The following is a 25,119-nucleotide window of genomic DNA, read 5'->3' as shown; positions in this document are numbered from 1 at the left end:
CGACGTTTGATGCTGCGTCCCTTCCCGATGCGCCGCCTCCGTCCCTATCTCAAGTACCTCATTCCGGTCCGTGGCGTCATCGCGGCGGCCATCGTCACGGGGATCATCTACGGCGCCTCGAGCGGCGCCGGCATGCCGCTCCTGCTAAAGTATGTTTTCCCGCGCATCTTCACGCGGGCCGATCCGCCGCTGGCGTTGAGTGCCGTGGCGCTGATCGCGGCCGGCATCCCGTTGATCTTCCTCGTCCGCGCCATCAGCGGCTACCTGAACAGCTACTTCACCCAGCTCGCCGGCGTGCGCATCCTGGAATCCCTGCGCGTCGATTACTTCCGCAAGCTGCAGGTCCTGCCCCTCTCGTTCGTACACGGCAAGCAGACCGGCGACCTCATCTCCCGCGGGCTGTCCGACACCGCGCAGCTGCAATTCACGCTCTCCGGCCTCGCGAACGACGGCATCAAACAACCGGCGACGCTAATCGGTGCGCTCTGCGCCGTGGGCTATCTCGCGTTCCGCGCCGAGGGCGTTTTCCTCGCGCTGGTCTGCCTCGCCATCGTACCCCTCACCGTTTTTCCCGTCCGCTTCGTCGGGCGCAAAGTGATCAAGCGCGCGGCCCAGATGCAGAGCCAGCTGGGCGACGTCACCAGCCTGTTCTCCGAGAATCTGGCCGCCGCCCGCGAGGTGCGCGCCTTCGGGCTGGAGGAGCACGAGACCACCCGCTTCGCCGGGCGCTCGCGCCTGCTGATCACGTCGCAGATGAAGATCGCCAAGTACGCGCTGGCGCTGACGCCCACGATCGAGGTCATCTCCGCCGTCGGCATCGCGATCACGCTCGTGTACGCGTACAGCGGCGGCCTGGATCTCGACACGTTCCTGGCGCTCATCGCCGCGCTCTATCAGAGCTACGATCCCGTGAAGAAACTCGGGACCCTGAACAACGAGTTGAAGCGCGGCACCGCCGCCCTCGACCGCCTCGAGATCGTGCTCAACGAGCCCGAGACGATCACCGACCCCGCCCAGCCCGTCCCAGTCACGCGGCTGCGCGGTGACATCACCTTCGCCGACGTCACCTTCGCCTACAAGGGGGACGACCACGTGCTGAAGCACGTGTCCGTCCAGATTCCGGCCGGCACCACCTGCGCGCTCGTCGGCCCGAGCGGCGCCGGCAAGAGCACCTTCGCCAACCTCGTGCCCCGCTTCTACGACGTCGCCGCCGGCGCGGTGAAGGTTGACGGCCACGACATCCGATCGCTGCGCCTCGCCGACCTGCGCCGGAACATCGCCGTCGTTTCCCAGGAACCCGTCCTCTTCAACGACACCATCTACGCCAACCTGCTGCTCGGCCGCCGCGACGCCACTCGCGCCGAGGTCGAGCAGGCGGCCCGCGATGCGTTCGCGCACGACTTCATCCTGAAACTCGAGGGCGGGCTCGGTTACGACACCGTCGTCGGCGAACGCGGCGGCCGGCTCTCCGGCGGGCAAAAACAGCGGATCGCCATCGCCCGTGCCTTCCTGCGCAACGCGCCCATCCTCATCCTCGACGAGGCCACCAGCGCGCTCGACAGCGACAGCGAGGCTGCCATCCAGGCCGCGCTCCAGAAGCTCGTGATCGGCAAGACCGTCCTCATCATCGCCCATCGGTTCTCCACCATCCGCGACGCCTCGAAGATCCTCGTGTTCGACCGCGGCCAGCTCGTCGCCACCGGCACCCACACGGAACTTTACGCCGGTAACGGGCTCTATCGTTCGCTCTACGATCGTCAGCAAGGTAGCGGCGCCGAGCGTTCGACGTAACTCCGTCCCACTTCGCGCGTCATTCCCTGCTTACGCTCGCGCTGGATTATGACACAATTGACTATGTTTCAGTGATTTAATGAAACATAGCGAGGCACCGGCGAGTCTGGGCAGGGCGTATGGTTTCCGTCCCTCCCGCATCCGCCCAACCCAAGGTCAGTGTCCTCGTTCCAACGTTCAATTACGGCCGCTATCTCCGCCAGACGCTCGACTCGATCCTCGCGCAGGACTTCGCCGATTTTGAACTGATCATCAGCGACGACGCCTCGCAGGACGACTCCGCCGAGATCCTCCGCGAGTACGCCGCCCGTGATCCGCGGATTCACGCCTACGCGCACCGCGAGAACCTCGGCATGGTCCAGAACTGGAACTGGTGCCTCCGCCACGCCCGCGGCGAGTACGTGAAGTTCATGTTCGGCGACGACTGCTTCACCCGCTCCGACGCCCTCTCGCAAATGGTCGCGGCTCTCGATCGTGCGCCGCAGGCCGCCCTCGTCGCCTCCGCCCGGCTCCTGATCGACGAGCATTCGCGCGTGGTTTCCACTTGGGACGATTTTCGCGCCGCCGGCCACCACCACGGCATCAGCGTGATCCGACGCTGCCTCCACGAAGACCGCAACCTGGTGGGCGAACCGTCCACCGTTCTCTTCCGCCGCGACCAGGCCGCCCGCGGTTTCGACCCCAACTTCCGCCAGATCGTCGACGAGGAGTTCTGGCTGCACCTCCTGCTGCGCGGCGACTTCGTCTATCTCACGGAACCGCTTTGCGCCTTCCGGCAGCACGGCGCGCAACAGACCCGCGTGAACCAGGGTTCCTTCATCGGCCCGCTCGAAAGCCTCCTCCTCCTCACCCGCTACATCGATTGCATTTCCAACCCGGCATGGGGGGGCTGCACTCCGTTCCAGCGGCGGCGCATTCTGTACCGGCGCCTTCACTACTCGCGCAAACGCGTGCCGCGCTCCGCGCGCATCCTCGTCGCCGAGGCCATGGTGCACGCCCACCTCCGCCAGCCGTGGTACGCGGTGATGTGGACGCATCACCGCGTCACGGGCCCGTTCCACCGACTGCGAACCTTCTTGGTCCGGACGTTCGGTCCCGGCGCGCGAGCCCTCCCCTCGGTGCAGCCCGTCGCTCCGGTGTTCACTGCGCCCGCGCCCCGCGTGCGCCCGGTCTTCGCTGCCGCGAGCTGACCGCCGGGCAGCCGACCCGGCGGCGCCTCGGCGCCCCCGCCGCGGGGCTTGACCCCGCGGGACCGCCCTCGGCGTAATCGGCTGCACGCATGCCTGACCGCCCCCGCCGCATCCTGATCATTCGCCGACGTTACCTCGGCGACATCGTGCTGCTGGGCTCGCTCCTGCGCAATCTGCGCCTGCACTGGCCCGACGCCCACCTCGCGGTCCTCGTTGAACCGCGCTTCGTCGACCTCCTCGCGCTCAACCCCGACGTCGACCAGGCGGTCCCGCTCCCGCAATCCGCGACGCAATGGCCGGGTTTTCTCCGGCGCCTGCGCCGCGAGCGCTTCACCCACGTCCTGAACCTCGACAACACCGAGAAGACCGCCGTGATCGCCCGCTGGACCGGCGCGCCGATCCGGGTAGCGCTCCACCACGGCGGCTACCGCCTCAAGTTTCGCCCACTCTACACCAATTCCGTTCGCGACGACGACGCCCGCCACGAGGCGAATCCGATCACCGAATACTACCTGCGCGCCCTGGAGCCGCTCGGCGTGCCGGTGGTCACGCGCGAGATCCGACTCGAGCCGCCCGCCGAGGAGGTGGCGGAGCTGCAGCGCTTCGTGGGTGCCAGCGAACGCGTGCTGCTGGTCCACCCCGGCAGTCGCAGCCCGATGCGCGTATGGCCCGCCGAGCGGTTCGCCGCGCTGATCGACTACGCGCAGGACGAACTCGGCGCGCAGGTCATCCTCGCCGGCGGGCCGGCCGACGAGGCCGTCCTGACGGAAATCCGCCGCCACGTGGGCACGCACCTGCTCGCGTTGCCCGGCCCGCTCCCGATCGCACGTTTCGCCGCCCTCGCCCGGATCAGCCACGCGCTGGTCTGCCACGACAGCGGTCCGATGCACGTCGCCGCCGCCGTGGGCACGCCTGTCATCGCGCTCTACGGCTCGCAGAACGCCACGCTGTTCCAGCCGATGGGCCCGAACCACACGCTCCTGCAGCCCCCGCTGCCCTGCCGCACGTGCGTCGCCCCCGAACGCTGCGTGCCCGCAGACTCGTACCACAACCTCTGCGTGCAGAACATTTCCCTCGAGCGCGTGCGTGAAGCCGTCCGCGCCCGTTTGACCGCGAAGCGCTGAGCGCGGGCCGTCATGAATCTCCCCGCGCCTCTTGCCCCCGCGACGACTCCGCCGGTGTTCGCGCGCGGCTCCGCCGCGAGCGCCGTGATCACGGTCGGCATCCCCGCGTTCAACCGACCGCAGTTCCTCGCCGAGGCGCTGGCCTCTCTCACCGCCGCGCAAGCGGAGTTTCCGTGGTTCGAGGTCGTGGTCAGCGACGACGGCGCGACCTCGGACCTGCGCCAGGTGGTCGAGGCGAGCGGGGTGCGCAACCTGCGCTACTACGCCAACCGCCGCGCGTTCGGCGCCGTTGACAACTGGAACCGCGGCCTCGCGCTCGCCACCACGCCTTGGGTCACCGTCCTGCACGAGGACGACCTGATCTACCCATGGTTCTTCGCCACCATCGCCCCGCGGCTCCAGCCCGGCGTGGCGGCAGTCTGCACGCGCTGCGTCCAGGGCACGACCCCGCCCACGCTCACCGCGCCGGAAAACCTGCGCCCACCTTATCGCTACGCCCCGCTCTGGTTCCTGAAGAGCAGCATGACGCCGTTCCCGGGCGTCGCCGTGAACCGCCTCCGCGCTCTGGAACTCGGCGGGTTCAACCCGCGCATGGCCGGGCTGGCCGACTACGATTTCTGGTACCGGCTCGCGTGCAGCGGCCGCGTCGAGGTCTGCCCCGAGGTTGCCGCGTTCTACCGGGTCAACGAAGGTCAGTGGACCGATCGCGCGTGGCCGCAGATGCTGCGCGCTTCACTCGTGCTGCGGCGCCGGATCGCCCGCGAACAACTGCCGAACGCGCCTATTCTCGGGCGCTGGATCGCGCGCTTCTACACGGCGCGGATGGCCCGAGCGTACGCCCGCCGGTTCAAGGACCAGCCGCTCACGCTCGCCCTCACGCGCGCCCGCCGGCTGGAGCGGATCGCCTTCAGCCGCGTCCCCAGCGGCTGGGTCTGGGCGTTGCTTCGCCTGCTGGCGAAGCGAGGGAATGAGGGAGTGAAGGAGTGAGGGAATGAGGGAGTAAGCGGCCGGCCGGCCGCACTCGTTCTCGTTCTCGAAATCGTTCTCGTTCTCCCAGCCGATCGGTCTCCTCGCCGCGGCCCGCGGTGCCCGGGTCGCCCCATCCGCGCCCCTCCGCTGCGCCCTCGCGCTTCCCCCGGCAGCCCCGCCAAGGCCGCCCCCCGCCGGCCAGCCCGATCCATCCGATCCGTCGGATCAGTCCGATCAGTCGGATCCGTCGGATCCGTCCGATCCGGTCGATCCCTCCGATCTGTCCGATCGATTCCCCATTTCGAGATAACACGCCAAATCTGGCGTGTTATCGCTCATAACACGCCAGATTTGGCGTGTTATCTCTCCTGTAGCCCCCGCAGCCCGCCAGCAATCGTCGGGCGCGTCGCCCGCTTGCCAGGCTCACGGCCGCCGCCCGGCCGGCCCAAAATCGCGGGTTGAATCTCCCGCCGCCGCCCTGCGACGATGCCGGGACGCACGATGCCAGCCGGCTCCTCCCTCAAGCTCACCGTCGCCATCCCGACGTACAACCGGGCCGACTTCCTGCGCCAAACGCTCGCCGGCATCGCCGCGCAGCAATTCCCCCGCGACCACTTCGAGGTGCTCGTGATCGACAACAACTCGACCGACCACACGCGCGCCGTAGTGGCCGAGTTCGCCGGCGCCCAGCCCGCGCCGCGCTACATCCAGGAAACGCGCCAGGGCCTCGATTACGCCCGCAACCGCGCGATCTCCGAGGCACGCGGCGAGATCATCGTGTTCGGCGACGACGACATCCTCGTGCGCCCCGACTGGCTCGCCCAGATGGCCGCGCCGCTCCTGGCCGACGGCCCGCTCCGGCGCATCGGCGCGGTCGGCGGTGAGGTGATTCCCGTCTTCCCGCATGGGTTACCCGACTGGGTGAAGGAGTGGCACGCGCCGCTCGGTTTCCGCTCCGACGCCGGTCCGCTGCCGCCGCGACACTGCCCGATGGGCGCTAACCTCGCGTTCCCGGCCTGGGTCTTTGCGGAACTGGGGCCGTTTCACACCGCGCTCGATCGCGCCGCGGGCAACTACTTCTCCGGCGGGGACAGCGAAATGGTCCGGCGCGTGCGCGCCGCCGGCTACGAGGTGTGGTTCACCCCCGCCGCCGCCGTGCAGCACCAGATGCCCGCCAGCCGCACCACCTTCCGCTACGCCTCACGCCACGCGTTCGACTCCGCCCGCTCCCGCGTGATCGATCGCGCCGGCCAGCCCGGCGCCGGGACCTACCTCGCGGGCCGCCTCATCGCCAATCTCGCCAAGGCCGGCGCGTTCGCCCTGCTCGCGCTCTTCAATGCCATCGTGCTCCGGCGCGGCGCCGCCAAGCAGGCCCTCGTCCGCGCCTGGCGCTCCTGCGGCTACGTCTACCAGATCCCGCGCAGCCTCTGCGGCCGCATCTAGCGCCAGGCACCCCGCCGCACGCGCCGCTTTACGCCGTCCTCCTTTCCCGGCAACACAGGCTTCGTCCCTCCCCCCTTGAGCAACCCGACTCTCCTCCCGATCTCCGTCGTCATCGTCGCGCGGAACGAGGCCCGGAACCTGGCCCGCTGCCTCGCCAGCGTGCAGGGTTGGACGGAGGACCAGGTCGTGGTCCTCAACGACACGACCGATGACAGCGAGGCGGTCTGCCGGCAACTCGGGGCGCGCGTCGAGCAACGCCCCTGGCAGGGTTACCGCGACACCAAGAATGCCGCGCTCGCGCTCGCCCGCCATGACTGGGTGCTCTCGTTGGACGCCGACGAGGAGGTTTCGCCCGCGCTGCGCGAGGCGATCACCGCCTTCATCGCCCGCGCCGACCGCGACGCGTTCGCCGGGGCCCGATTTCCGCGCAAGGTGTGGTTCCTCGATCGCTGGATCACCCACGGCGACTGGTACCCTGACCTGAGCCTGCGGCTCTTCCACCGTGGGCGCGCTCGCTGGGGCGGCGACGCGTTCGTGCACGAGAAGATCGAGTGCGACGGTCCGGTGGCGACGCTCGCCGGCGATCTGCACCACTACTCCTTCCCCACGCTCGCCAGCCACGTCGCCAAGGTTAACCCGTTCGCCGAGCTCTTCCTGCGCCAGCAACAGGCGCGCGGGCGCCGTTTTTCCCTCGCCGCCGCCATCGGCCGGCCTGCGTGGCGCTTCTTCCGCGCGTACATCCTGAAGCGCGGCTTCCTGGATGGATTTCCTGGATACTACATCGCGTGGGCCACCGCGTTCGGCGCGCTCGTCCGCCACAGCCGGCTCTACGAAGCCGAACACGCCCGGCCCCCCGCGCCCGGTCAGGACTGAGCGCGACTTTCTCGGCCGCGCCCGCCACGTCCCATTTGCCCGCGCCGCCGGAACCCGCCACCTTCGCCTCCTCTCTTCCGCCCCGCTCGCCCGCCACCATGCCCGAAGCTCACCATCCGCACGCCTTCAGCCGTATCGCCGAGGAACTCGTCGCCGATCTGCGGGGCATTGCGTCCGAGGAGCCCAAGCGTTCCCGCAAACGCGAAACCCAGCCGCTCGCCGCGGTCGTCGAGCAACTTCTCCAAAAACACCAGATCGGGCGCTCCACCCCGGAAGACGCGCTCCGTGAACGCTGGGTCGAGATCGTGGGCGCGGCCAACGCCAGCTACTCGCACGCCGTCACCATCGAGCGGAACCGCCTCCTGGTCGTCACCTCACACGCGATCGTCCGCAACGAGCTCTTTCTCCATAAAGAGGAGATCCTCAGCCGCATCCAGGCCGTCAAAGGCTGCGAGCACGTAAAATCCATCCACCTGCGCAACGGTTGAATGCCGTCCGCCACGCGCGCCCGCCACGGCTATCCTGATTCCGCAACTCTCCTGCTTTCAGCCTTTAGCGCAGGTCTTTGGCGACGGTTAGCAGCGTCCGATCGAAGGACTCCGCCACTGCCAAAATTTCGGCTTGCGCGGGGCGAGCCGTTCCGGGAGCGTGCGCACCTTGCGTTAGTGGAATCCCGTCGGTTGCGGGATCCCGCCATGGCTGGTCCGGCATCCCGCCGGATTGGAACGGTGACGCCGGCTTTGCCCGATTGCCAGTCGGGGGAAGCGGGAGTCACGGCGCCTCCGGTGCCCTACAGTCCGTGAAACCCTCAACAAAAACCATGTCTACATCAGTCGTTAAGCCCGAGATCATCGCAGAATACAAAACCCACGACAAGGACACCGGCTCGTCCGAAGTCCAGGTCGCCCTGCTCACTGCCCGGATCAATCACCTGACCGAGCATCTCCGCACCCACCGCAAGGATTTCCATTCCCGCCGCGGTCTCCTCCAGATGGCTTCGCGCCGCCGCAAGCTGCTCGACTATCTGAAGCGTCACAACCTTCCGAAGTACAACGAGCTGCTGCAGAAGCTAAATCTGCGCAAGTAACCTTTCGACCTAACGGGCGACCCGATCCGCGGGTCGCCCGTTGTCTTTACGACACTTACTCGAGACCGGGACATTTCCGCTTGCTGCTCCTCGCCCGAGGGGCGCCAAACCGAAATCTCTCGCGTCCAAGTGAGCAGTTTCGAAGGGGTCCCAACCCTCCTCGCGCTCGGCTCCCCTGCCGGCGCCGCCTCCGCCTAGCGGAGGCCAAACGGGACGCCTCAGCGGCGTGGCGCTGAACGTTCCGTCCTATCCGCACCACGCGCCGTCTACGAAAGTTCGAAATGAATCAGAAACATCAAGTCACCGTGCCCGGCCTCGGGATCACGTTCTCCACCGGCACGTATGCCAATCTGGCCAATGGCGCCGTTAACGTCTGTGTTGGTGAGACCAACGTCTTCGTTACCGCCTGTATCGCCCAAACGACGAAGCCCGGCCAGGACTTCTTCCCGCTCACCGTTGATTACCGCGAAAAGTACGCCGCTGCCGGCCGTTTTCCCGGCGGTTACTTCAAGCGCGAAGGCCGTCCGTCCGAGAAGGAAATCCTCACCTCCCGCCTCTGCGATCGTCCCTGCCGCCCGCTCTTCCCCGAGGGTCTGCTGAACGAGGTCCAGATCATCGGCCAGCTGCTGTCCGCCGACCAGCTCAACGAGTCCGATATCCCGATGGTCAACGGCGCCAGCGCCGCCCTCGCCATCTCCGATATTCCGTGGAACGGCCCGATCGCCTGCGTCCGCGTCGCCCTGATTGACGGCCAGTTTGTCGCCAATCCCACGATCGAGCAGATGTACGGCTCGTCGCTCGACCTCATCTACGTCGGCACGAAGAAGGACATGCTCATGATCGAAGGCAGCGCCGACCAGCTGCCCGAAGAGGAGTTCATCAAGGCCCTCGAGTTCGGTCACCAGGCCATCCAGCCGATCATCGCCGCCATCGAGGAGCTGCAGAAGCTCGCCGGCAAACCGAAGGCCACCTTCCCGCTCGTCGGCGCCACCCCCGAGGCCCGCGCCATCATCGAGCGCGTCGTCCCGACCCAGCGCATCATCGACGCCATCTTCGGCAAGGAGAAGGCCGCCCGCGCCGCCGGCGTGAAGGTGCTCAAGGAGGAGGCCAAGGCCGCCCTCACCGCCGAACTCGGCGCCGACAAGTTCACCGACGTCGACCTGAACGTCGTGTTCGAGGACCTGCAGTACAAGGCCTACCGCCAGACCGTGCTCGAGCGCGGCGTGCGCGCCGACGGCCGCGGCCAGAAGGACATTCGCCCGCTCAACGCCGCGGTCGGCATCCTCCCCCGCGTCCACGGTTCCGCCACCTTCCAGCGCGGCGACACCCAGAACATCGCCCTCACCACCCTCGGGCCCACCAAGGAAGCCCAGGACATGGACGGCCTCACCGGCGGCGCCACGTCGAAGAGCTTCATCCTCCACTACAACTTCCCGCCGTTCTCCGTCGGTGAAACCGGCCGCACCGGCTCGCCGGGCCGTCGCGAAATCGGCCACGGCGCCCTCGCCGAGCGCTCGCTCGTCCCGGTGCTCCCGCCCGAGGATGTCTTCCCCTACTCGATCCGCGTCACTTCCGAGATCATGGCCTCCAACGGCTCGACCTCGATGGCCTCGATCTGCGGCGGCTGTCTGTCGCTGATGGACGCCGGTGTGCCGATCATCGCCCCCGTGGCGGGCATCAGCTGCGGCCTCATGACCGAGAACGCGGCCGACGGCTCGATCAAGAAGTGGGTCACGATCACCGACATTCTCGGTGAGGAAGACCACTTCGGCGACATGGACTTCAAGCTCGCCGGCACCACCAAGGGCATCACCGGCTTCCAGCTCGACCTGAAGATCAACGGCCTGCCGTTCGAGATCGCCAAGACCGCCATCCTGCAGGCCCGCGAGGCCCGCATCGAGATCCTCAAGGTCATGCTCGCCGCGCTGCCCGCGCCGCGCGCCGACCTCAGCAAGTACGCGCCCCGCATCCAGACGATCCAGATCGATCCCGAGAAGATCGGCCTGCTCATCGGGCCCGGCGGCAAGACGATCCGTCGCATCACCGAGACCACCGGCGCGCAGATCGACATCGCCGAGGACGACTCCGGCAAGGTGTTCATCTACTCGAACAACGCCGACGCCATGGCCCGCGCGGTCAACGAGATCGACTCCCTCTGCGGCGGCGGCACGCCGATCGAGGTCGGCAAGATCTATCACGGCCGCGTCACCGGCATTAAGGACTTCGGTTGCTTCGTGGAGTGCATGCCGGGCAAGGAAGGCCTGTGCCACATCAGCGAACTCGCCGACTTCCGCGTCCGTCGCACCGAGGACGTCGTCAAGATGGGCGAGATGATCTGGGTGAAGTGCGTCGGCATCGACGAGAAGTCCGGCAAGGTCCGCCTCTCGCGCAAGGCCGCCGTCAAGGAGATGGAAGCCCAGAAGGCTCCGGCCGCCGCTCCCGCGGCCCCGGCGGCTCCCGCGGCGCCCTCCGACGTTGCCTGATCCACGGGCGGCCACGCGCCGCCTGCGCTAGTTTCAAAGCCGCGACTTCGGTCGCGGCTTTTTTGTGCCCACGGCGGCGCGACAACGCGCGTCCGCCCACCCCGCCTCGCGCGCGCTCAAGTCGTCGGCGGCTCCCGGCGCAGGACTTCCTGCACGGCGCTGGCGAGCTCCTCCACGCGGTAGGGTTTCGGCACCCGCGCGGCAAAGCCGTACTCACGGTAGTTCGCCACGACCGGATCGGTGGAGTAGCCGCTGGAGACAATCGCGCACACCGCGGGATCGATCTGCCGCAGTCGCTCCATCGCGGCCTTGCCGCCCATCCCGCCCGGCACCGTCAGGTCCAGGATCACAACGCCGTACGGCCGGCCAGTCCGCCGCGCCTGCTCGAACGCGCGCACCGCCTCCTCCCCGTCCGCCACCGCCGTCACCTCGTGACCCATCCGTTCCAGCAGGTTTGCCCCGCTGCGCCGGATCACCTCCTCGTCATCCATGAAGAGTATCCGCGTCTTCAGCACAGGGCCGGCCGGCGCCGGCGTCACCGCCGCCGCCACCTCGCCCTGCGCGATCGGCAGCCACAGGTCGAAAACCGTGCCGCGCCCGACTTCCGACTGCACCCGGATCTCGCCCTGGTGCTTCTTGATGATCGAGTGCACCGTCGCCAGGCCCAGCCCGCTGTTCTTCGCCTTCGTCGAAAAATAGGGTTCGAAAATTCGCTCCAGCCGCTCCGGCGGAATGCCCGGGCCGTTGTCCTCTACCGACAGCAGGAGGTAGCGGCCCGCGGGCAGGGACAGCTCCTTCGGCCCCACCTCGACGGTCCGAAGCCGCAGGCACACCACGCCGCCATCGGGCATCGCCTGCGCCGCATTCAGGACCAGGTTGTGCACCACCCGGCTGATCTGCCCGGGATCGACGTCGGCCGGTGGCAGGTTGGCCGCAAACTCATAGTCGCAGCGGATCCGGGAGCCGTGCCGCCCAAACTCCGCCGACTCCCGCACCACGTCCGGCAGCGCCACCGCCCGCCGCACCGGGTCCCCGCCCTTGGCAAACGTGAGCAGCTGCTGAGTCAGGTCCGCCGCCCTCCGCGCCCCGCGCTCCGCATCCGCGATGATGTCGCCCGCCGCCGCCTGCACCCGCGCATCCATCGCTGCCAGGCCGAGGTTGGACATGATCACCGTGAGCAGGTTGTTGAAGTCGTGCGCGATGCCGCCGGCGAGCACACCGAGCGACTCGAGTCGCGCCGACCGCTCGAGTTCCGCATTCAGCCGGGCCTCGTTCTCCATCTGTTTCCGAATCTGCTCCGTCTGCTGCCGCACGCGCCGCCGCAGCACCACCACCCACGCGACGACGACCAGCACCAGCACCCCCAGGCCGGCCGACACCCGCAGCGCCCGGGAAGCCGTCCACCAGCGCGGCGGTTTCGCCACGCGCACGTCGGCCAGCGACCGCACCTCCAGGTGGAACGCGCGCGGCTGCCGGGATTCGTCGTGCTCCACCACATACACGCCCGTGATCTCAACAATGCTGCCATCCTGCGGCAGCGCCGTCAGCGGCATGGTGGCATCGAGCCGGGCCTCAAAGCGCACGTCGTTCGCCGCCAGCATCAGCCGGTGCGTGCCCAGTCCCGTGATCTTGTCCTGCAGCCGCGCCCGCACCGTCACCAGCCGCGCGTCCGCATCGGGAGCCAGCACCGAGGGTTTCCGGATCAGCAGCGGCACCGGCGCCTGGCCGGGCGTCGCTGCCGGCCGCCAATTGCCCTCGCGCAGCACGAAGCGGCTGCCGTCCCGCCCCGGCAGGCCGACGAGTTCGATCCACGTCCCCGGCGCCACGGGCGTCATCACCCGGTGCAGGACGAGCACCCCGGCGTCTTCCTGCTGCAGATAAAGGAAGCGCCCGGGCCGGTTGTAGAGCACGCATCCGACCAGCCGCACCGGGCGGGCCTGGGTCCGCAACGCGATAAACTGGTGCAGGCTCTCGACCGTGCTCAGCGGCGCGGTGAATGGGTCGTCCGGACGCGGGTGCTCCACGTGCACGTCGGCCAGCCCCGTCACCCAAAGCCGGATACCGGTCAGTTGCCGGCGCGGGTTCGCCACCGCGGTGCACACGCCGGAAAGGCGGACGATCGAGCCCACCAGCGCGCTCGCCGATTCCCGGGTCGGCATGAACGCCGTGAACTCGCCCGTCACCGTCGTCAGGTTCAACTGCAGCCACCGTCCGGCCTGCTCCGCGCTCCGGAGATAGCCCCGGATCTGCACGCGCTGCGCCTCCTGCGCTCCCGTCATCGCCTCCTCCAGCGAGATTGGCACCGCCGTCGGCTCCACCGTGCCCTCGTCCACCGTGAGTTCCCGCAGTTCGAGTTCCGGGGCGTACGCCCCCGTCACGGAGACACCCGTGAGCGATACGATCGAACCCGGCGCCGGTGCGGGCTCGGTCCGCTGGCCGCATTGCACACGGATGCCACCGCTGGGATCCTCCAGAAAGAAGAAGCTGGCCTGCGGATCGGACCACGTCACCACGCCGCGCACGCTCGCGGGGTAATGCCGTGCCGCCTCGTCCGGCGGCAATTCCATCACCTGCTGCACCAGCCGCAGCTTCGCGCGGGGCGGCGCGACGCCATCGTGCCGCCCCATGGCCGAGCCCTCCCGCGCGATCCGGCAAAGCGGGTTGGTCACCGTCACCTTGACGCCCGAACCGATCCTCCGCCCGACCACCGCGAGCCGATCGCCCGGCTGCACCTCGAGCGGCTGCTCCGTGGCAATGGTGATCTGGCCCGTGGCATCACGCAGGGTCACCGAGCGGCCAGCCTCCAGGTCCCGGACCTCGCCGACGAGATTGACCCAGGTGTCTGCCGGCGCCTTGGCCAGCTGGTCGATCGGCGTAACCGGCAGCGCGAACCGCGGGTCCCGATCGATGGATCCGAGCGCGACGAGGTCGCGCGCGCGCGGCACCCAGGCATCGATACGGCGCACGCCGCCCGCGGCATCCCGCGTGCCGACATAGACAAAATTCATCCGCACCTGCGTGCCCACGAGCTGCGGCACGGGCGCGTCTTTTCCCACCAGCAGATGCGCCCGCACCAGCCGCCCGTCGCACAGGACGTCCAGGTCGAGATGCCGCGGGTCGTTCTCGCGCTGGAAGCACACGGAGCCCTCCACCGTCGCCCACGCCGCATCCAGAGCCGCGATGTCGTCCAGCCGTCCTTGCGCGGAGACCGGCGCCGGCAGCGCTTCCTCCGCGAGCACCGTCGCCTTCACGGCGTCGGCCGAGATGCCGACCGCGGGAATCACCGTGCCTTCGAACAACACGCGTTGCCCCGCGACGATTGGCAGTTCGCGCCCGTGCGTCCGTACGAACGCGAAACCGCTGTCCGTTCCCACCCACAGCAGCTGCCAGGTCGGGTCGTAGTACGTCACCACGGCTTCCATCCGCAGCCGCTGCGGCTGGTTGCGGCTTGCGGCATCGCCCCACCACATCTCTCCCGGCCGGGTGATCACCGGCGGCAGAGGCGGCGCTTCGCTCGCCGCCGCCCCCCCCGGCGTAGCCGGTAAGGCCAGCGCCAAGATGGCAGGCCAGAGGCGGACGCGGGTTAAGGCTGCACTCAGACCAATGGGCACGTTCAAGGACGGTTTGCGGACGAGAGAATAATCATCGGACTCCGGGATGCGATCCTAAGCTCAAACCAAATCCGGGGAACCGCCACCGCAGCGGTCCTCCGCCGCGATTGGGCGCCGCTGCATTTACCTGACAGTGCTCGCTTTGCTTCTTGCCCAAAGCCCGTTTAGTTGGGCGCTCCATGATTGAAGTTGAGCACCTGACGCGCGTGTTTCGCACCTACCGGAAAAAGCCCGGCTTCTGGGGCGGGGTGCGCGGGTTGATCCGACGCGAGTTCGAGGAGATCCGCGCCGCCGACGACATTTCCTTCCGAATCGGCGAGGGCGAGTTTGTCGGCTTCCTCGGGCCCAACGGCGCCGGCAAGACCACCACGCTCAAGATGCTGTCGGGCCTGATCTATCCGACCAGCGGCTCGGCCCGTGTCGCGGGCTACGATCCCACCCGCCGCGAGAACGCCTACCGGCGGATCTTCGCCCTCGTGCTCGGCCAGAAGAACCAGCTCTGGTGGGATCTCCCCGCCATCGAATCCTTCCATCTCCTCCGCGCGATCTACGCCCTGCCGCAGGACGAGTTCAAAACCACCCTCGACGAACTCGTGGCCCTGCTCGACGTCGGCAAAAAGCTCAACGTCATGGTGCGCGAACTTTCCCTCGGCGAACGCATGAAGATGGAGCTCATCGCCGCGCTGCTGCATCGGCCGCGCGTGCTCTTCCTCGACGAGCCCACCATCGGACTCGACGTCGTGTCGCAGAAGGCGGTCCGACACTTTCTCCGGGACTACAACCGTCGGCGGCGCGTCACCATCCTGCTCACGAGCCACTACATGGCCGACATCAAGGAACTGTGCGAACGCGTGGTCGTCATCGATCACGGCCGCAAGATCTACGACGGTGCCCTCGACCGGCTCGAGAGCTCCGGCGGCGCGCGCCGGAAGACGATCACGTTCGTCCCGGCCACCACCGCCGGCGCGGGATCGTTCCCGGATGCCTGGCAGTCCCGTTATGCCGCCACCACGCGCACCGAGGATGGCAAGTTCACGTTGCGTGTTCCCGCCGAGCATGTCGTCGCCGTCTCCCAGGAAATTCTCAGCACCGGCCCCGTCGCCGACATCACCATCGAGGAGATTCCCCTCGAGGAAGTGATCGCCGAGTTATTCAAGGCCGGTAAGTAAGCTCGCGGGCGCGCGTCGGCCCCGCGCCGGCTCAATCGCCCACCGACGGCTAGGCTTCCTGCTTCGTCGCCGGCCGCACCTCGCGCGGCCCGGCCGCCGTGGAACTCCGCGGCACGCGCAGAATCGCTTCGACGACATCAGCGGAGACGGGCCCGATCGCGAGCCGGCCACCGTGATTCTCCGCCACCCGGCTCGCCACCTCGATGCCCAGACCGACGCCGGTCGACTTGTTGGAGATAAACGGCCGATGCCGGAAGCCGCTCGACTCCGGCGGTGGCGCCCAGGTGCCGGAATTGCGCACGCGAATACTGACCACGTCGGAACTATCCTCCGCCGTCACCGTCACCTGCCGGCCTTCCGAAGCTTCGATCGCATTCATCACGAGTTCGGCCACCGCCAGCGCGAGGGCGCGCCCGTCAGCCATCAACGCCGTGGGCGAGAATTCGTTCAGCCAGACGATGCGTTTGAGGTGCCGCGGCTCGAGCCAGTCATCCAGCCGCTCGCGCGTGAAGCGCATCACCTCACCGACCGACGTCGGCTCGGGAATAATCGCGTTCTTCGTCAGGTAGGCGAGGTCGTCGATGCGGCGGCGCAACCGGTGGATCGCCGTGTCCACCTGCGTGCCGAGCCGCTCGAGTTCGTCCCGACTTGTCGACGTGTCGCGCGAGAGCTGGACCATGATGTCCACCGGCGTGAGCGCATTGCGAAATTCGTTGGAGAGCTGCTCACCCACCCGCTGCAGCAGATTGTGCATGTTGTGGGCGTCGGCCTCCTGCGCGGCCAACAGCGCCGGCAGCGCCTCCTCCAACGTCACCAGGAACCCGCCCGGCTGCGCGCCGGCGCCCAGGCGTCGCACGCCGAGGCGCAGCTTGCGCGGCCCGCCCAGCGTCCGATGCTCCAGCTCCACGCGCGCCGAATCCGCTCCGTTCTGCACCGCGGCCGTGATCGGCCCCGTCCAGCTCGGCGGCAGTTCATCAAATTTCACTTCGCACGCCTCCGTGCGTCCCAGCAGCGACCGGAACGCCGCGTTCACCTCCATCAGCCGGAGCGAGGGGCTGACCAGGGCCGCGGCCATCGGGATTCCCTGGAGCACCATGCCCGGCTCCAGCCCGGGCGTCTCCGTCCCGGCGCGGGTCTCCGCCGGCCGCCCGAGCACCGGCGCCAAGCCCTCGATCGCGTGGTAAACCAGCGTCACCTCGTCGTCGCTGTAGGCGTCGCCCGAAATCCGCGGCCCCACGAGCAGGAGTGCCGTCACCCCTTCGCGGCCCATCACCGGGATCGCCAGCTCCGCGCCGAACGCCTGCAGCTCCCGCGCGGCCATCGCCTCGCGCGCCGCATCCGGCCGCAACTGGTGCCGCCACACCACGGTCGCCCGCTCCGCGGCCACCTGCGCCACGCCGGTTCGCTGGTTCAGATGAAAACCTTCGAACTCCCGCGCCTCGACGCCATGCGCGCAGGCGCACCGGAAGACCCGTTCGTTCGCGCCCGCTTCGAGCACATACAGGAACAGCCGGCTGCAGCGCAGCACGTCCCGCAGGCTGCGCACATACTCGTCGACCAGCCGCTCCGGCGTCGCGGCGTGCCGCAGCAACCGCGAGAAATCACGCCAGCGCAGCAGCGCCGCGTTCGGCTCGGCCAGCTCGCTCGCCCGCCCCACGCCCGCCGCTGAGGGCGACGGCGGCGTCCATTCCGGCCCACGGCGCGGGCAACGCGTGATGGCGAGCTGGATCATCGCGCCACGCAGCGGGCGCCGGAAGACCTGCTGCGCCCCCGCAAAGAGCATCGTTTCCTCGCCCTGCCCCCGCGCCCCGTCGGTGAGCACGAAGAGCGGCGTATCCGTCACCGCGCTCAGTTGCTTCAGCGTCTCCACGGTCCACGTCGAGCCCGCCGCCTCCGCCACGAAACACGCATCGCACGCCCCCGCGAACGCCGGGTTCTGCGCAATCTGCCGCACGTCGGCCGCAACGACCGAATCCGTGGCCGACAGGCACGACTTCAACGCCTCCACCCAGGCGGGCTCGATTGTGACCACGAGGACGCGCATCTATCGGGCGGCGCCCTCCCGCCAGGCAATGGCGACACCACGGCACGCATCCACGACTGGACGCGGCGCACGGAGCCAAAAGGCAACTGGATTTACGACGGGAAAGCGCACGGGCTGGCTGCGCGAAGCATGCCCGCCCGCAACGCTGCGCCAAGTCTAAAACCCTTTACATCAACATCTCAGGCTGGCTCCGCCGGTCGGCCATCGCGTCTTTCTCTTAAGCCCAAATCTCACCCGAATCGCCGCTTAGGAAGCTTCCGAAGCCGCTTTGCCGCCAGAGGAAGCACCGCAACTGGGGGCCGCCCGCACGTCTGCGCCTTCACGCCTGACGTCACCGGCCTCGAACACCCGGTCCTCCGGCCACTGCCACGCGGGGCCCAGCAGATCCCGGGTCACGCGGGTCAGCGCCTGCGCCGCCGTATCGACGGCCGCCGTCAGTTCCCGGGCGTCCAGCCGCGCCTCGATCCGGGCGGCCGCCAGCGTGTCGGCATCCGCGAGGCGCTCCATCCGCCGCGCATCCGGCATCGACACTTCCCGCTGACGCAGCCGCCGCTCGTGCAGGAGCTGAAAGAGCACGTCGGCAAGGGTGTGGTGCAGCCAGCGCTGCGCCGCGATGAGTTCTCCGCGGGCGATCTTCTGCCGGGTCGACAAGTAGTCGCAGTAAAACCCGTCCGCGAGCCGGCGGACCGCCGCATCATCCAGCCGCGGTGGCGGCACCTCCCGGGCGAGCTGGGCGTAGAAATTCACCCACTCCGCTCCGCCCTTCACCACGCGATGCCCCGCTGCGAGCACCACCGCGAGTCCTTGCAGCGTTTCCCAGAGCCGCGGATTTCGGGCCGCGTAACCCAGACGCCACGCCCAGCGCAGGAGACGGATTCGGCCGGTCGGAATCACGACCAGGTCCATCAGCGTGCCGGCCACCACCGTCGTCACCTTCGTCGCCGCACCGAGTCGGCCCAGCCGGAGCACGTACACCGTCGGCGCCGGCAGTCCCGCCGCCGCCATCCAGTCGGGTGTCCGCAGCATCTCCGGCGCCGAAGTGATGAGATGATAATCCCAGTCGGAATACTTGTCCGCCGCGAGGCGCGGATCCGGCGTGGCCCGCGCCCGTGAACCAATCAGCACCAACGCCGCCACCCTTCGCTCGCCTTCCGCCCAGCGCTGCACCCGATCACCCAGCGTGTCCGACGTCACCATTTCCGGATCGTAATGAGGATTTCCGTCCCCTCCAGTCCCGGCCCCGCGTGGATCTCGCCGTTGTGCAGCCGGAGAATCTCCTTCGCGAGAAACACCCCGATGCGGCCCTGGTTCGGCACCGCGCCGTTCACCGGCTCGGGCAGGATGCCCTCGAGTTCGAGGTTCTTGCCCTTCAGCGAAAGCAGCGCGGTCAACTCCGGACCGGTTCCGGTGGAGCGTACCTTCAACGCCAGCTCCCGCAGGCCGTGGTCCGGCCGATTCTCGCCCACGGTCCGGACGAGCGCCGTCAGCGCAAACTCCAGCAGCTTCCGGCTCGCCTTCAGCACCACCGGATCCGGGCCAACCTCGACCCGCACGCCGAGCGACTCGGCCAGGGTCTGGGCCACCTCGCGCACGTCCACCTCGCCCGGCTCGATCTCGTGCAGCGTCTGCATCAGCGCCAGATGGTCATTCAGCGCCTGCAGCTTCGCGATGTCGGACCGCACCGTCTCCACCAGCGCCAGCGGCACCGTCTCGCCGGGCTTCGCGTGGCGGAACGTCGCCAGCGAGACGAGCGCGTTCCCCAGCTCGTGGCTCAGCGTCAACGCCAGATCCCGCAGCAGCGCGCGGCGGCCCAGCCGCTCGCGCATTTCGTTCTCGTGCACCTCGCTGCTCGCTTCCTGCCAGAAAGCCCACACGCCTCCGGTCTCGACGACCATGCCCGCGCAGGCCCGGAAGGGCTGCTCCGGCGAGGGCGCCACGCGGCAGACTTCCCGCGTCCGCCGCACCTGCCCGATCAGGTCGCGCACCACGAGCGGCACATGCCGCGGCGCGTTCTCGTTCGGCCCGAGCACCAGCGTGCCCGGCAGGTACTTGGCCCCCAGCCCGGCCTGATCCGCCACCGCATTGAGGCGGCTGAACTGGACCGATTTCGTCAGGAAATGCCGCAGCAGCCGCGCATAGAACACCGCACGCACCCGGTCGTTCTCGTCGTACGCCTGACCGTCATCGCGCACGCCCAGCGCGATCAGCCCGAGCAGCCGGCCGTTGTCGTGCACCGGCACCAGCAGCCGCGCCCCCCAGAGCGCGAGGCGATTGCGCACCGCCAGCTCGGCCACGGGATCGGCCGGCCCATCCCAGTTGTTGCCGTCGATCACCGCCGGATGCGTCTCGAAGAACGCCACCATCGGGTCGTCGACCGCGAAGAACGACGTGCCGCGATCCGCCCGAAAACCGTCGGTCTCGCGCAGGAAGAAGACCGCGTGGGAAGCCCGCAGGAGATGCCGCGAGGCCCGGCGAAACTCCGCCATCAGCCGCTCGCGCGACTCTAGGTTCTCCACCGCCGCCTCGAGAAAGTCCCACAGCTCCGCCGAATCCACCGGGCCCGGCCGCGCCAGCGGTCGCGGCGGATCCGCCCGCCGCGCCTTGTCGACCAGCATCTCGACCAGCGTCTGCTTCTCCGCAAGTTCCTCCACCAGCGGCAGCAGCTCCCGCAGCCGCGTGGCACTCTCGTCATACGACAGGTACGCCCGCGCCCGGCCCGCCATCCGCGCCTGCTCGAACGGCAGGCTCCGCGGTTCGCCCACGAAGATCGTTGGACAACGCGCCAGCGACGCCGGCAGCGTGCTTTCGGCCACCGCGTCGAGGACCACCACCGCCGCAAAGCCCGGCGCCGTGCCCGCGGGAAAACTCTGCGCCGCGAGGCGGAGAGCGATGCGTCCCGGAGGTAGTTGCCGTTCCCAAGCATCCGCCAACGCCGTGTCCGGTGTAGCTAGGATGACGAGGGTTGGCATGGGAAGATGACGCGAAAGGTCGCCCCTCGCCCGGGAGCAGGCGGGTCGACCGAGATGCTGGCGTTCAGATTCGTGAGGATATCACTGCAAATCGCAAGGCCTAGTCCGAAACCCGACGACTTGGTGGTCTGGAACGGCTTGAACAATCGCGGCAGCACCTCGGGGGCGATGCCCGGCCCCGTATCCGTCACCGCCACCTCGACGCTGTTCGGCAGTTTGCGCGTGGTCACCCACACGCACCGCGGCCGCTCGTCCTGCGTCTCCAGCGCCTGGATCGCATTGAAGCAAAGGTTCAGCATCACCTGCTTCGCCGCCGCGGCATCCGTGTACACCACGTCGGGCTCGGCCGCGAAATCCGCCACCAGTTGCACGTTCCGGTGCGCGGCCTTCGTCGCCACGAGATCCAGGCTCGCCCGCAGGATCGGATGCAGGTGCACCACCGTCGCCGCATAGGTTCGCGGCGCCGCCAGGTCCAGCAACTGCTCGGTCAGGCGGTCGATCCGGTTCACCTCGTCGGCGATCAGCCGGAAGAACTTCTCGCGAAACGCCGCGTCCTGGTAATGCGCCGGCAGCAGCTGGACGAAGGTTTTGATCGTGACGAGCGGGTTGCGGATTTCATGCGCCAGGCTCGCCCCCAGCAGGCCCACCGTCGCGAGTTGTTCGGCATGCTGAACCTTCGCGAAGAGCTGCGCGCGCTCGAAGGCGCCCTCGATGATCGTCGCCAGCTCCATCAACTGTGTCACCTGCGGATAGGTGAACGGCCGGCGCGAGGCCGCCTGCCCGACGCCCACCAGCACCGCGATCGCCGGGCCGTCCGCGTACGCGAGCGCGCCGAGCCGCCGCTCCTGCAGGAAGGCATCCACCACCACCCGCGCCGGGCTGGTGCGCTCGCGCGCCAGCCGCTCAGGCGTGGCCCAGCCAAGGTCCCGCATCGCCTCCCACACCGGATCGTTCGTCGTCCCCGCGGCAAACCGCCCCGGGGAGTCCCCACGCACCTGATACAGCACGATCGCCAGGTCGGTCTGCCCCCAGCCTTTCAGTACATCGGCGAAACCCCGTTCCAGACGCTCCACCCGGTTCTCCCGCAGCGCCACCGCGTGCGCCGCCTGACGCGCCACCTCCGCCTCGGGATAGAACTGCATCCACCGGTCAAGCCGCCAGCCCACCTCGGCGGCAAACCACAGGGCGAGTCCCACCGTCACGTACAGCGCCAGGTAATCGTTCAGCCAGAAGGTCAACAGCCGGTCCAGCAGGTAGGCGGCAAGCGAGACCACGCCCACCAGCACCACCCGCTTCAGCGCGAGCAGCAGGATCTGCCGCGCATCAAACACCCGGCCCGTCGTGATCGCCACCACCATGCCGACGTAGAACACGAGGATGACCAGCGGCTGCAGCCCGACCAGCCACCGCACGCCGGAAACCGTGCGCCCCACCATCAGCGCCACGATGACGATCGCCGCGATGCAGCCGCCGATGAGGAGGATGCGCAGCTCCAGACGCTTCACGCCGGTCTGCACCCGCACCGCCTGCACCGTCGCCGCCGCCACCGCCACGTATGCCGAAACGATGCCGAGCATGTAGACGTAATACCCGCTCCCATACACCTCCTGCTCCGCCGTCGAATGGGCCGGGATGAACCAGTAGGTGAAGGGCAGCATGCCCAGCGCGGTCACCAGCGCCACCCAGTACCACCGGCGCAGCAAGAACGTCCGCAGCGGGCCGGGATCGCAGATCGCGTCGCGCACCAGCCAGAGCTGCAGCGGGAAGAACGCCCCCACCGCGGTCGTGGCCCGCAGCCAGGGCAGCCCTTCCTCCATCCGCACCGTCAGGTAGAAGAGGGTCAGCCACGTCGCGACGTGCGCCGAGGCCAGGAAGAACGCCCGGTTCACCGGCCGCCGGGGGTTGGCCCACACCGCGGCAAAGCCCACGCCCAGCGCCGCCGCGGCCGCGGTGAGCGTCGGATTGAAGATTACGCTGCCAATACCAGACATGCGTTCGTGCCGGACAGGCCGTGTGAGTTGATGAGCGCGGTGCGATGCGTCACGTGCCGGGGCTGGGCACTCAGGTTAAGCGCGCACGCGGGATCGGGATACTTCCAGTTCACCGTCGGCGGCAGCATGGCGTCGCGCAGCCCCAGTGCCGCCGCCGCCGTCTGAATTGCCCCCGCCGCCCCGAGCGGATTGCCGATCGCCCCCTTGATCGAGGTCACGGGGAGGTCGGCCAGCCCGGCGCCGAAAATTTCGCGCAACGCCCGCGCTTCCGCCGCATCCACCGCCCGGTGCCCCGGCCCCCAGGCGCTCACGCTCTCGATCTCCGCCGGCCGCAACCGCGCATTCGCCAGCGCCAGGCGAATCGACTCGCGCAGCCCCTCCGCCAGCGCCCCCACCGGGTCCGACACAAAGGCGTAGCCGTCGACGAAAGCATAACCCGGCCGCGGGCTCTCTTCCGGCTCCAGCACGAGCAGGCACGCGCCTTCGCCGATCACCCCCGTCGTCCGCCAGCGGTCAAATGGCCGGCATTGCGCCTGCGGGTTCTCCAGGTTTTCCGGCGAGAACCCCGCCATGCACAATTCGAGCATCGGGTGCAGATACAGGGGCGCCTCCGTGCCGCCGCAGATCGCCAGTTCCGCCTCGCCTTCGGCAATCCGCTGCATCGCGTGGCCGATGGCATCGAGCCCCGAGCAGCACGCGCTCTGCAGCGCCATGACCCGCGGCGTGCCGCCGATGATCTCGCCCAGCGTGCCGCCGATGGTGCTCACCGAGGCCGAGAAGACCGAGGCCGGAATCCCCGTCATGCGCCCCACCTGCATGATCATGTCCATCCCGCGGTTGATCGCCCCAAAGTCCATGAGCGACGCGCCCACCACCACGAGCGGGTTCACCCCGCGCAGCGCCGCCAGGCTCAGCCCCGCGTCCTGCAGCGCCAGCTGCGCCGCCGCGATCGCCAGCTGCGTGTGCCGCGCCATCCGCTTCCCCGACACGCCCGGCACGTGGCGCTCGAGCTGGAAATCCGGCACCTCCGCGGCGACGAACGTGCCGTCCTCCGGCGGAATCGAGGCCGCCACGCGCACGCGGCTCACCGGCTCCAGGATGCCCCGCCAGAAAGATTCCCGCCCTATGCCGGCCGGCGTGACCGGGCCGATGCCGGTGATCTTGACGCGGCGCCGCTTCATTCCGGGGCCGCCATCGGGAATACCAGGCGCGCGGTCGTCCCCTTGCCGGGCATCGACTCCAGCGCAAACGTCGCGCCGTGGGTGCCCACCAGGTGCCGGCAGATGCTCAGGCCGAGGCCCGTGCCGGTGGCCTTGCTGCTGAACCCGCCGTGCATCGCCCGCTTCAACTGCTCCGCGTCCATGCCCGGGCCGTTGTCCGCAATCGTCACCTCGATCTGCGAGCCCAGCGCGGTGAACGTCACCGCCAGCCGGGACGCCCCCGCCTCCAGCGCGTTCTTGAAGAGGTTCTGAAACACGCGCATCAGCTCGAACTTCGAGCCCCGCACCCGCGCGCGCGCGTCGCCGCCCAGTTCAATGGCCGCGTTCCCGAAGAAGATCACCTGCCGCACCTCCTGCGCGATCTGGACCAGGTCCACCGTCGTGAACTGCGGCACCTGCTTGGAGGCAAAGCGCCAGTTCTCCGACAGGTGGTGGCAATATTCGGCCGCCTTCTCGACCATGCCGGAGTACTCCAGCAGCTTCTTGGCAAGCGTCGGATCGCGCTGCGTCAGCGGCCGCGCCTCCTCCGCCAGCAGGCCGGCATAGCCGATCACCACGGTGAGCGGATTGTTGAGATCGTGGACGAGTTCGACCGAGGCCCGCGCCTGCCAGATCTGCGGCTCGTTCTGCTGGATCTCGCGCTTCAGCGCCACGTTCATCTCCTGCGCATCCTTCATGGCCTGCGCCTGCGCGCGGCGCAGCCGCGTGCCCTGCGCCTGACGCCGCACCCCCTCCAGCAACTCGGGAATATCCGGCGGCTTGCGCAGATACTGGTTGGCGCCGGCGAGAATCGCGTCCTGCGCCGTCTGCAGCGTCCCATAGCCGGTGAGCATGATCACCGCAACGTGCGGATCCACCTTCCGCAGTTCCTGCAGCGTGCGAATGCCATCCATCTCCGGCATCCGGATATCCAATACGATCACCGCGTATGCCCGCTCGTTCACCTTCGCCAGCGCCTCCCGCGCCCGTCCGGCCGTATCCACGGCAAACTCCGCCGACAGGGAGAAGGCGATGGATTCACGCGGTCCGTACTCGTCGTCCACGACGAGGACCAGCGGTTTTTCGACCACGGCAGCAGGTGATTTCTCGGTCAACATGCAGGCGAAGGACAGATAGGCGGGGTCCGTTGAAGCTGGCGGAAGCCTTAGCTGTTTG

17 protein-coding genes are annotated in these 25,119 nt (G+C 68.6%); 10 read left to right on the top strand and 7 right to left on the bottom strand.

From position 1 onward, the window contains the following. Positions 1–27: 27 nt before the first annotated feature. From DB354_RS14540 to pnp, 9 genes are all read left to right on the top strand, one after another. Complete coding sequence (locus DB354_RS14540) at positions 28–1,791, top strand: ABC transporter ATP-binding protein (RefSeq protein ID WP_107836357.1); 1,764 nt, start codon at positions 28–30, stop codon at positions 1,789–1,791. Between the two features lie 119 nt (positions 1,792–1,910). Further along, positions 1,911–2,981 (top strand): glycosyltransferase, encoded by a 1,071-nt coding sequence (locus DB354_RS14535; protein ID WP_107836356.1) that lies wholly within the window; start codon positions 1,911–1,913, stop codon positions 2,979–2,981. Between the two features lie 89 nt (positions 2,982–3,070). Next, the gene (locus DB354_RS14530) at positions 3,071–4,105 is read left to right on the top strand and encodes a glycosyltransferase family 9 protein (protein ID WP_107836355.1); all 1,035 of its coding nucleotides are present in this window, start codon (positions 3,071–3,073) and stop codon (positions 4,103–4,105) included. A gap of 12 nt (positions 4,106–4,117) precedes the next feature. Then, positions 4,118–5,092 (top strand): glycosyltransferase family 2 protein, encoded by a 975-nt coding sequence (locus DB354_RS14525; protein ID WP_107836354.1) that lies wholly within the window; start codon positions 4,118–4,120, stop codon positions 5,090–5,092. Positions 5,093–5,575: 483 nt separating this feature from the next. Next, entirely contained in the window at positions 5,576–6,517 is a 942-nt protein-coding gene (locus tag DB354_RS14520; RefSeq protein ID WP_158277545.1) for a glycosyltransferase, read from the top strand. Positions 6,518–6,592: 75 nt separating this feature from the next. Then, a complete protein-coding gene (locus DB354_RS14515) occupies positions 6,593–7,390 on the top strand; it encodes a glycosyltransferase family 2 protein (protein WP_107836352.1) in 798 nt (265 codons plus the stop codon). 98 nt (positions 7,391–7,488) lie between these two features. Then, positions 7,489–7,878 (top strand): DUF721 domain-containing protein, encoded by a 390-nt coding sequence (locus DB354_RS14510; RefSeq protein WP_107836351.1) that lies wholly within the window; start codon positions 7,489–7,491, stop codon positions 7,876–7,878. Between the two features lie 332 nt (positions 7,879–8,210). After that, positions 8,211–8,477 (top strand): 30S ribosomal protein S15, encoded by a 267-nt coding sequence (gene rpsO, locus DB354_RS14505; RefSeq protein WP_107836350.1) that lies wholly within the window; start codon positions 8,211–8,213, stop codon positions 8,475–8,477. A 281-nt stretch (positions 8,478–8,758) separates the two neighbouring features. After that, positions 8,759–10,960 (top strand): polyribonucleotide nucleotidyltransferase, encoded by a 2,202-nt coding sequence (pnp, locus tag DB354_RS14500; protein WP_107836349.1) that lies wholly within the window; start codon positions 8,759–8,761, stop codon positions 10,958–10,960. Positions 10,961–11,076: 116 nt separating this feature from the next. Here pnp and DB354_RS22925 read toward each other — a convergent pair whose 3' ends face one another. Then, entirely contained in the window at positions 11,077–14,451 is a 3,375-nt protein-coding gene (locus DB354_RS22925; protein ID WP_146180268.1) for an ATP-binding protein, read from the bottom strand. A 299-nt stretch (positions 14,452–14,750) separates the two neighbouring features. Here DB354_RS22925 and DB354_RS14490 point away from each other — a divergent pair, with 299 nt between their 5' ends. Continuing rightward, positions 14,751–15,740, top strand: coding sequence for an ABC transporter ATP-binding protein (locus DB354_RS14490; protein WP_107836347.1), 990 nt, complete (start codon positions 14,751–14,753; stop codon positions 15,738–15,740). A gap of 49 nt (positions 15,741–15,789) precedes the next feature. Here DB354_RS14490 and DB354_RS14485 read toward each other — a convergent pair whose 3' ends face one another. The 6 genes from DB354_RS14485 to DB354_RS14460 all read right to left on the bottom strand — a co-directional run bounded on the left by DB354_RS14485 (position 15,790) and on the right by DB354_RS14460 (position 25,061). Continuing rightward, positions 15,790–17,784 carry a GAF domain-containing sensor histidine kinase gene (locus DB354_RS14485; RefSeq protein ID WP_107836346.1) on the bottom strand — a complete coding sequence of 665 codons (1,995 nt, stop codon included), beginning with the start codon at positions 17,782–17,784 and terminating at the stop codon, positions 15,790–15,792. A gap of 246 nt (positions 17,785–18,030) precedes the next feature. After that, positions 18,031–18,981, bottom strand: a complete 951-nt coding sequence (locus DB354_RS14480; protein WP_107836345.1) for a hypothetical protein — start codon at positions 18,979–18,981, stop codon at positions 18,031–18,033. Then, positions 18,975–20,753: a hypothetical protein gene (locus tag DB354_RS14475; RefSeq protein WP_146180267.1), complete on the bottom strand. Its 1,779-nt coding sequence runs from the start codon at positions 20,751–20,753 to the stop codon at positions 18,975–18,977. Before DB354_RS14475 ends, DB354_RS14480 begins: the two co-directional genes overlap by 7 nt. Continuing rightward, positions 20,732–22,744, bottom strand: a complete 2,013-nt coding sequence (locus DB354_RS14470) for an ATP-binding protein (RefSeq protein ID WP_107836343.1) — start codon at positions 22,742–22,744, stop codon at positions 20,732–20,734. Before DB354_RS14470 ends, DB354_RS14475 begins: the two co-directional genes overlap by 22 nt. Beyond that, positions 22,723–23,925 (bottom strand): beta-ketoacyl synthase N-terminal-like domain-containing protein, encoded by a 1,203-nt coding sequence (locus DB354_RS14465; RefSeq protein ID WP_107836342.1) that lies wholly within the window; start codon positions 23,923–23,925, stop codon positions 22,723–22,725. The genes DB354_RS14470 and DB354_RS14465 overlap by 22 nt, the downstream gene beginning before the upstream one ends. Continuing rightward, positions 23,922–25,061: a hybrid sensor histidine kinase/response regulator gene (locus DB354_RS14460; RefSeq protein ID WP_158277544.1), complete on the bottom strand. Its 1,140-nt coding sequence runs from the start codon at positions 25,059–25,061 to the stop codon at positions 23,922–23,924. The genes DB354_RS14465 and DB354_RS14460 overlap by 4 nt, the downstream gene beginning before the upstream one ends. Positions 25,062–25,119: the final 58 nt, after the last annotated feature.

This window comes from Opitutus sp. ER46 (assembly GCF_003054705.1).
GTDB lineage: Bacteria > Verrucomicrobiota > Verrucomicrobiia > Opitutales > Opitutaceae > ER46.
The sequence above is the reverse complement of the archived record's forward strand: the minus strand, read 5'-3'. Positions and strand labels throughout refer to the sequence as shown.

What these genes read in the sequence shown, in the direction of transcription:
- DB354_RS14540 (WP_107836357.1), top strand. Translation starts at nt 28, where the DNA reads ATGCGCCGCCTCCGTCCCTATCTCAAGTACCTCATTCCGGTCCGTGGC.
- DB354_RS14535 (WP_107836356.1), top strand. Translation starts at nt 1,911, where the DNA reads ATGGTTTCCGTCCCTCCCGCATCCGCCCAACCCAAGGTCAGTGTCCTC.
- DB354_RS14530 (WP_107836355.1), top strand. Translation starts at nt 3,071, where the DNA reads ATGCCTGACCGCCCCCGCCGCATCCTGATCATTCGCCGACGTTACCTC.
- DB354_RS14525 (WP_107836354.1), top strand. Translation starts at nt 4,118, where the DNA reads ATGAATCTCCCCGCGCCTCTTGCCCCCGCGACGACTCCGCCGGTGTTC.
- DB354_RS14520 (WP_158277545.1), top strand. Translation starts at nt 5,576, where the DNA reads ATGCCAGCCGGCTCCTCCCTCAAGCTCACCGTCGCCATCCCGACGTAC.
- DB354_RS14510 (WP_107836351.1), top strand. Translation starts at nt 7,489, where the DNA reads ATGCCCGAAGCTCACCATCCGCACGCCTTCAGCCGTATCGCCGAGGAA.
- rpsO (WP_107836350.1), top strand. Translation starts at nt 8,211, where the DNA reads ATGTCTACATCAGTCGTTAAGCCCGAGATCATCGCAGAATACAAAACC.
- pnp (WP_107836349.1), top strand. Translation starts at nt 8,759, where the DNA reads ATGAATCAGAAACATCAAGTCACCGTGCCCGGCCTCGGGATCACGTTC.
- DB354_RS14490 (WP_107836347.1), top strand. Translation starts at nt 14,751, where the DNA reads ATGATTGAAGTTGAGCACCTGACGCGCGTGTTTCGCACCTACCGGAAA.
- DB354_RS14485 (WP_107836346.1), bottom strand. Translation starts at nt 17,784, where the DNA reads ATGCGCGTCCTCGTGGTCACAATCGAGCCCGCCTGGGTGGAGGCGTTG.
- DB354_RS14480 (WP_107836345.1), bottom strand. Translation starts at nt 18,981, where the DNA reads ATGGTGACGTCGGACACGCTGGGTGATCGGGTGCAGCGCTGGGCGGAA.
- DB354_RS14475 (WP_146180267.1), bottom strand. Translation starts at nt 20,753, where the DNA reads ATGCCAACCCTCGTCATCCTAGCTACACCGGACACGGCGTTGGCGGAT.
- DB354_RS14470 (WP_107836343.1), bottom strand. Translation starts at nt 22,744, where the DNA reads ATGTCTGGTATTGGCAGCGTAATCTTCAATCCGACGCTCACCGCGGCC.
- DB354_RS14465 (WP_107836342.1), bottom strand. Translation starts at nt 23,925, where the DNA reads ATGAAGCGGCGCCGCGTCAAGATCACCGGCATCGGCCCGGTCACGCCG.
- DB354_RS14460 (WP_158277544.1), bottom strand. Translation starts at nt 25,061, where the DNA reads ATGTTGACCGAGAAATCACCTGCTGCCGTGGTCGAAAAACCGCTGGTC.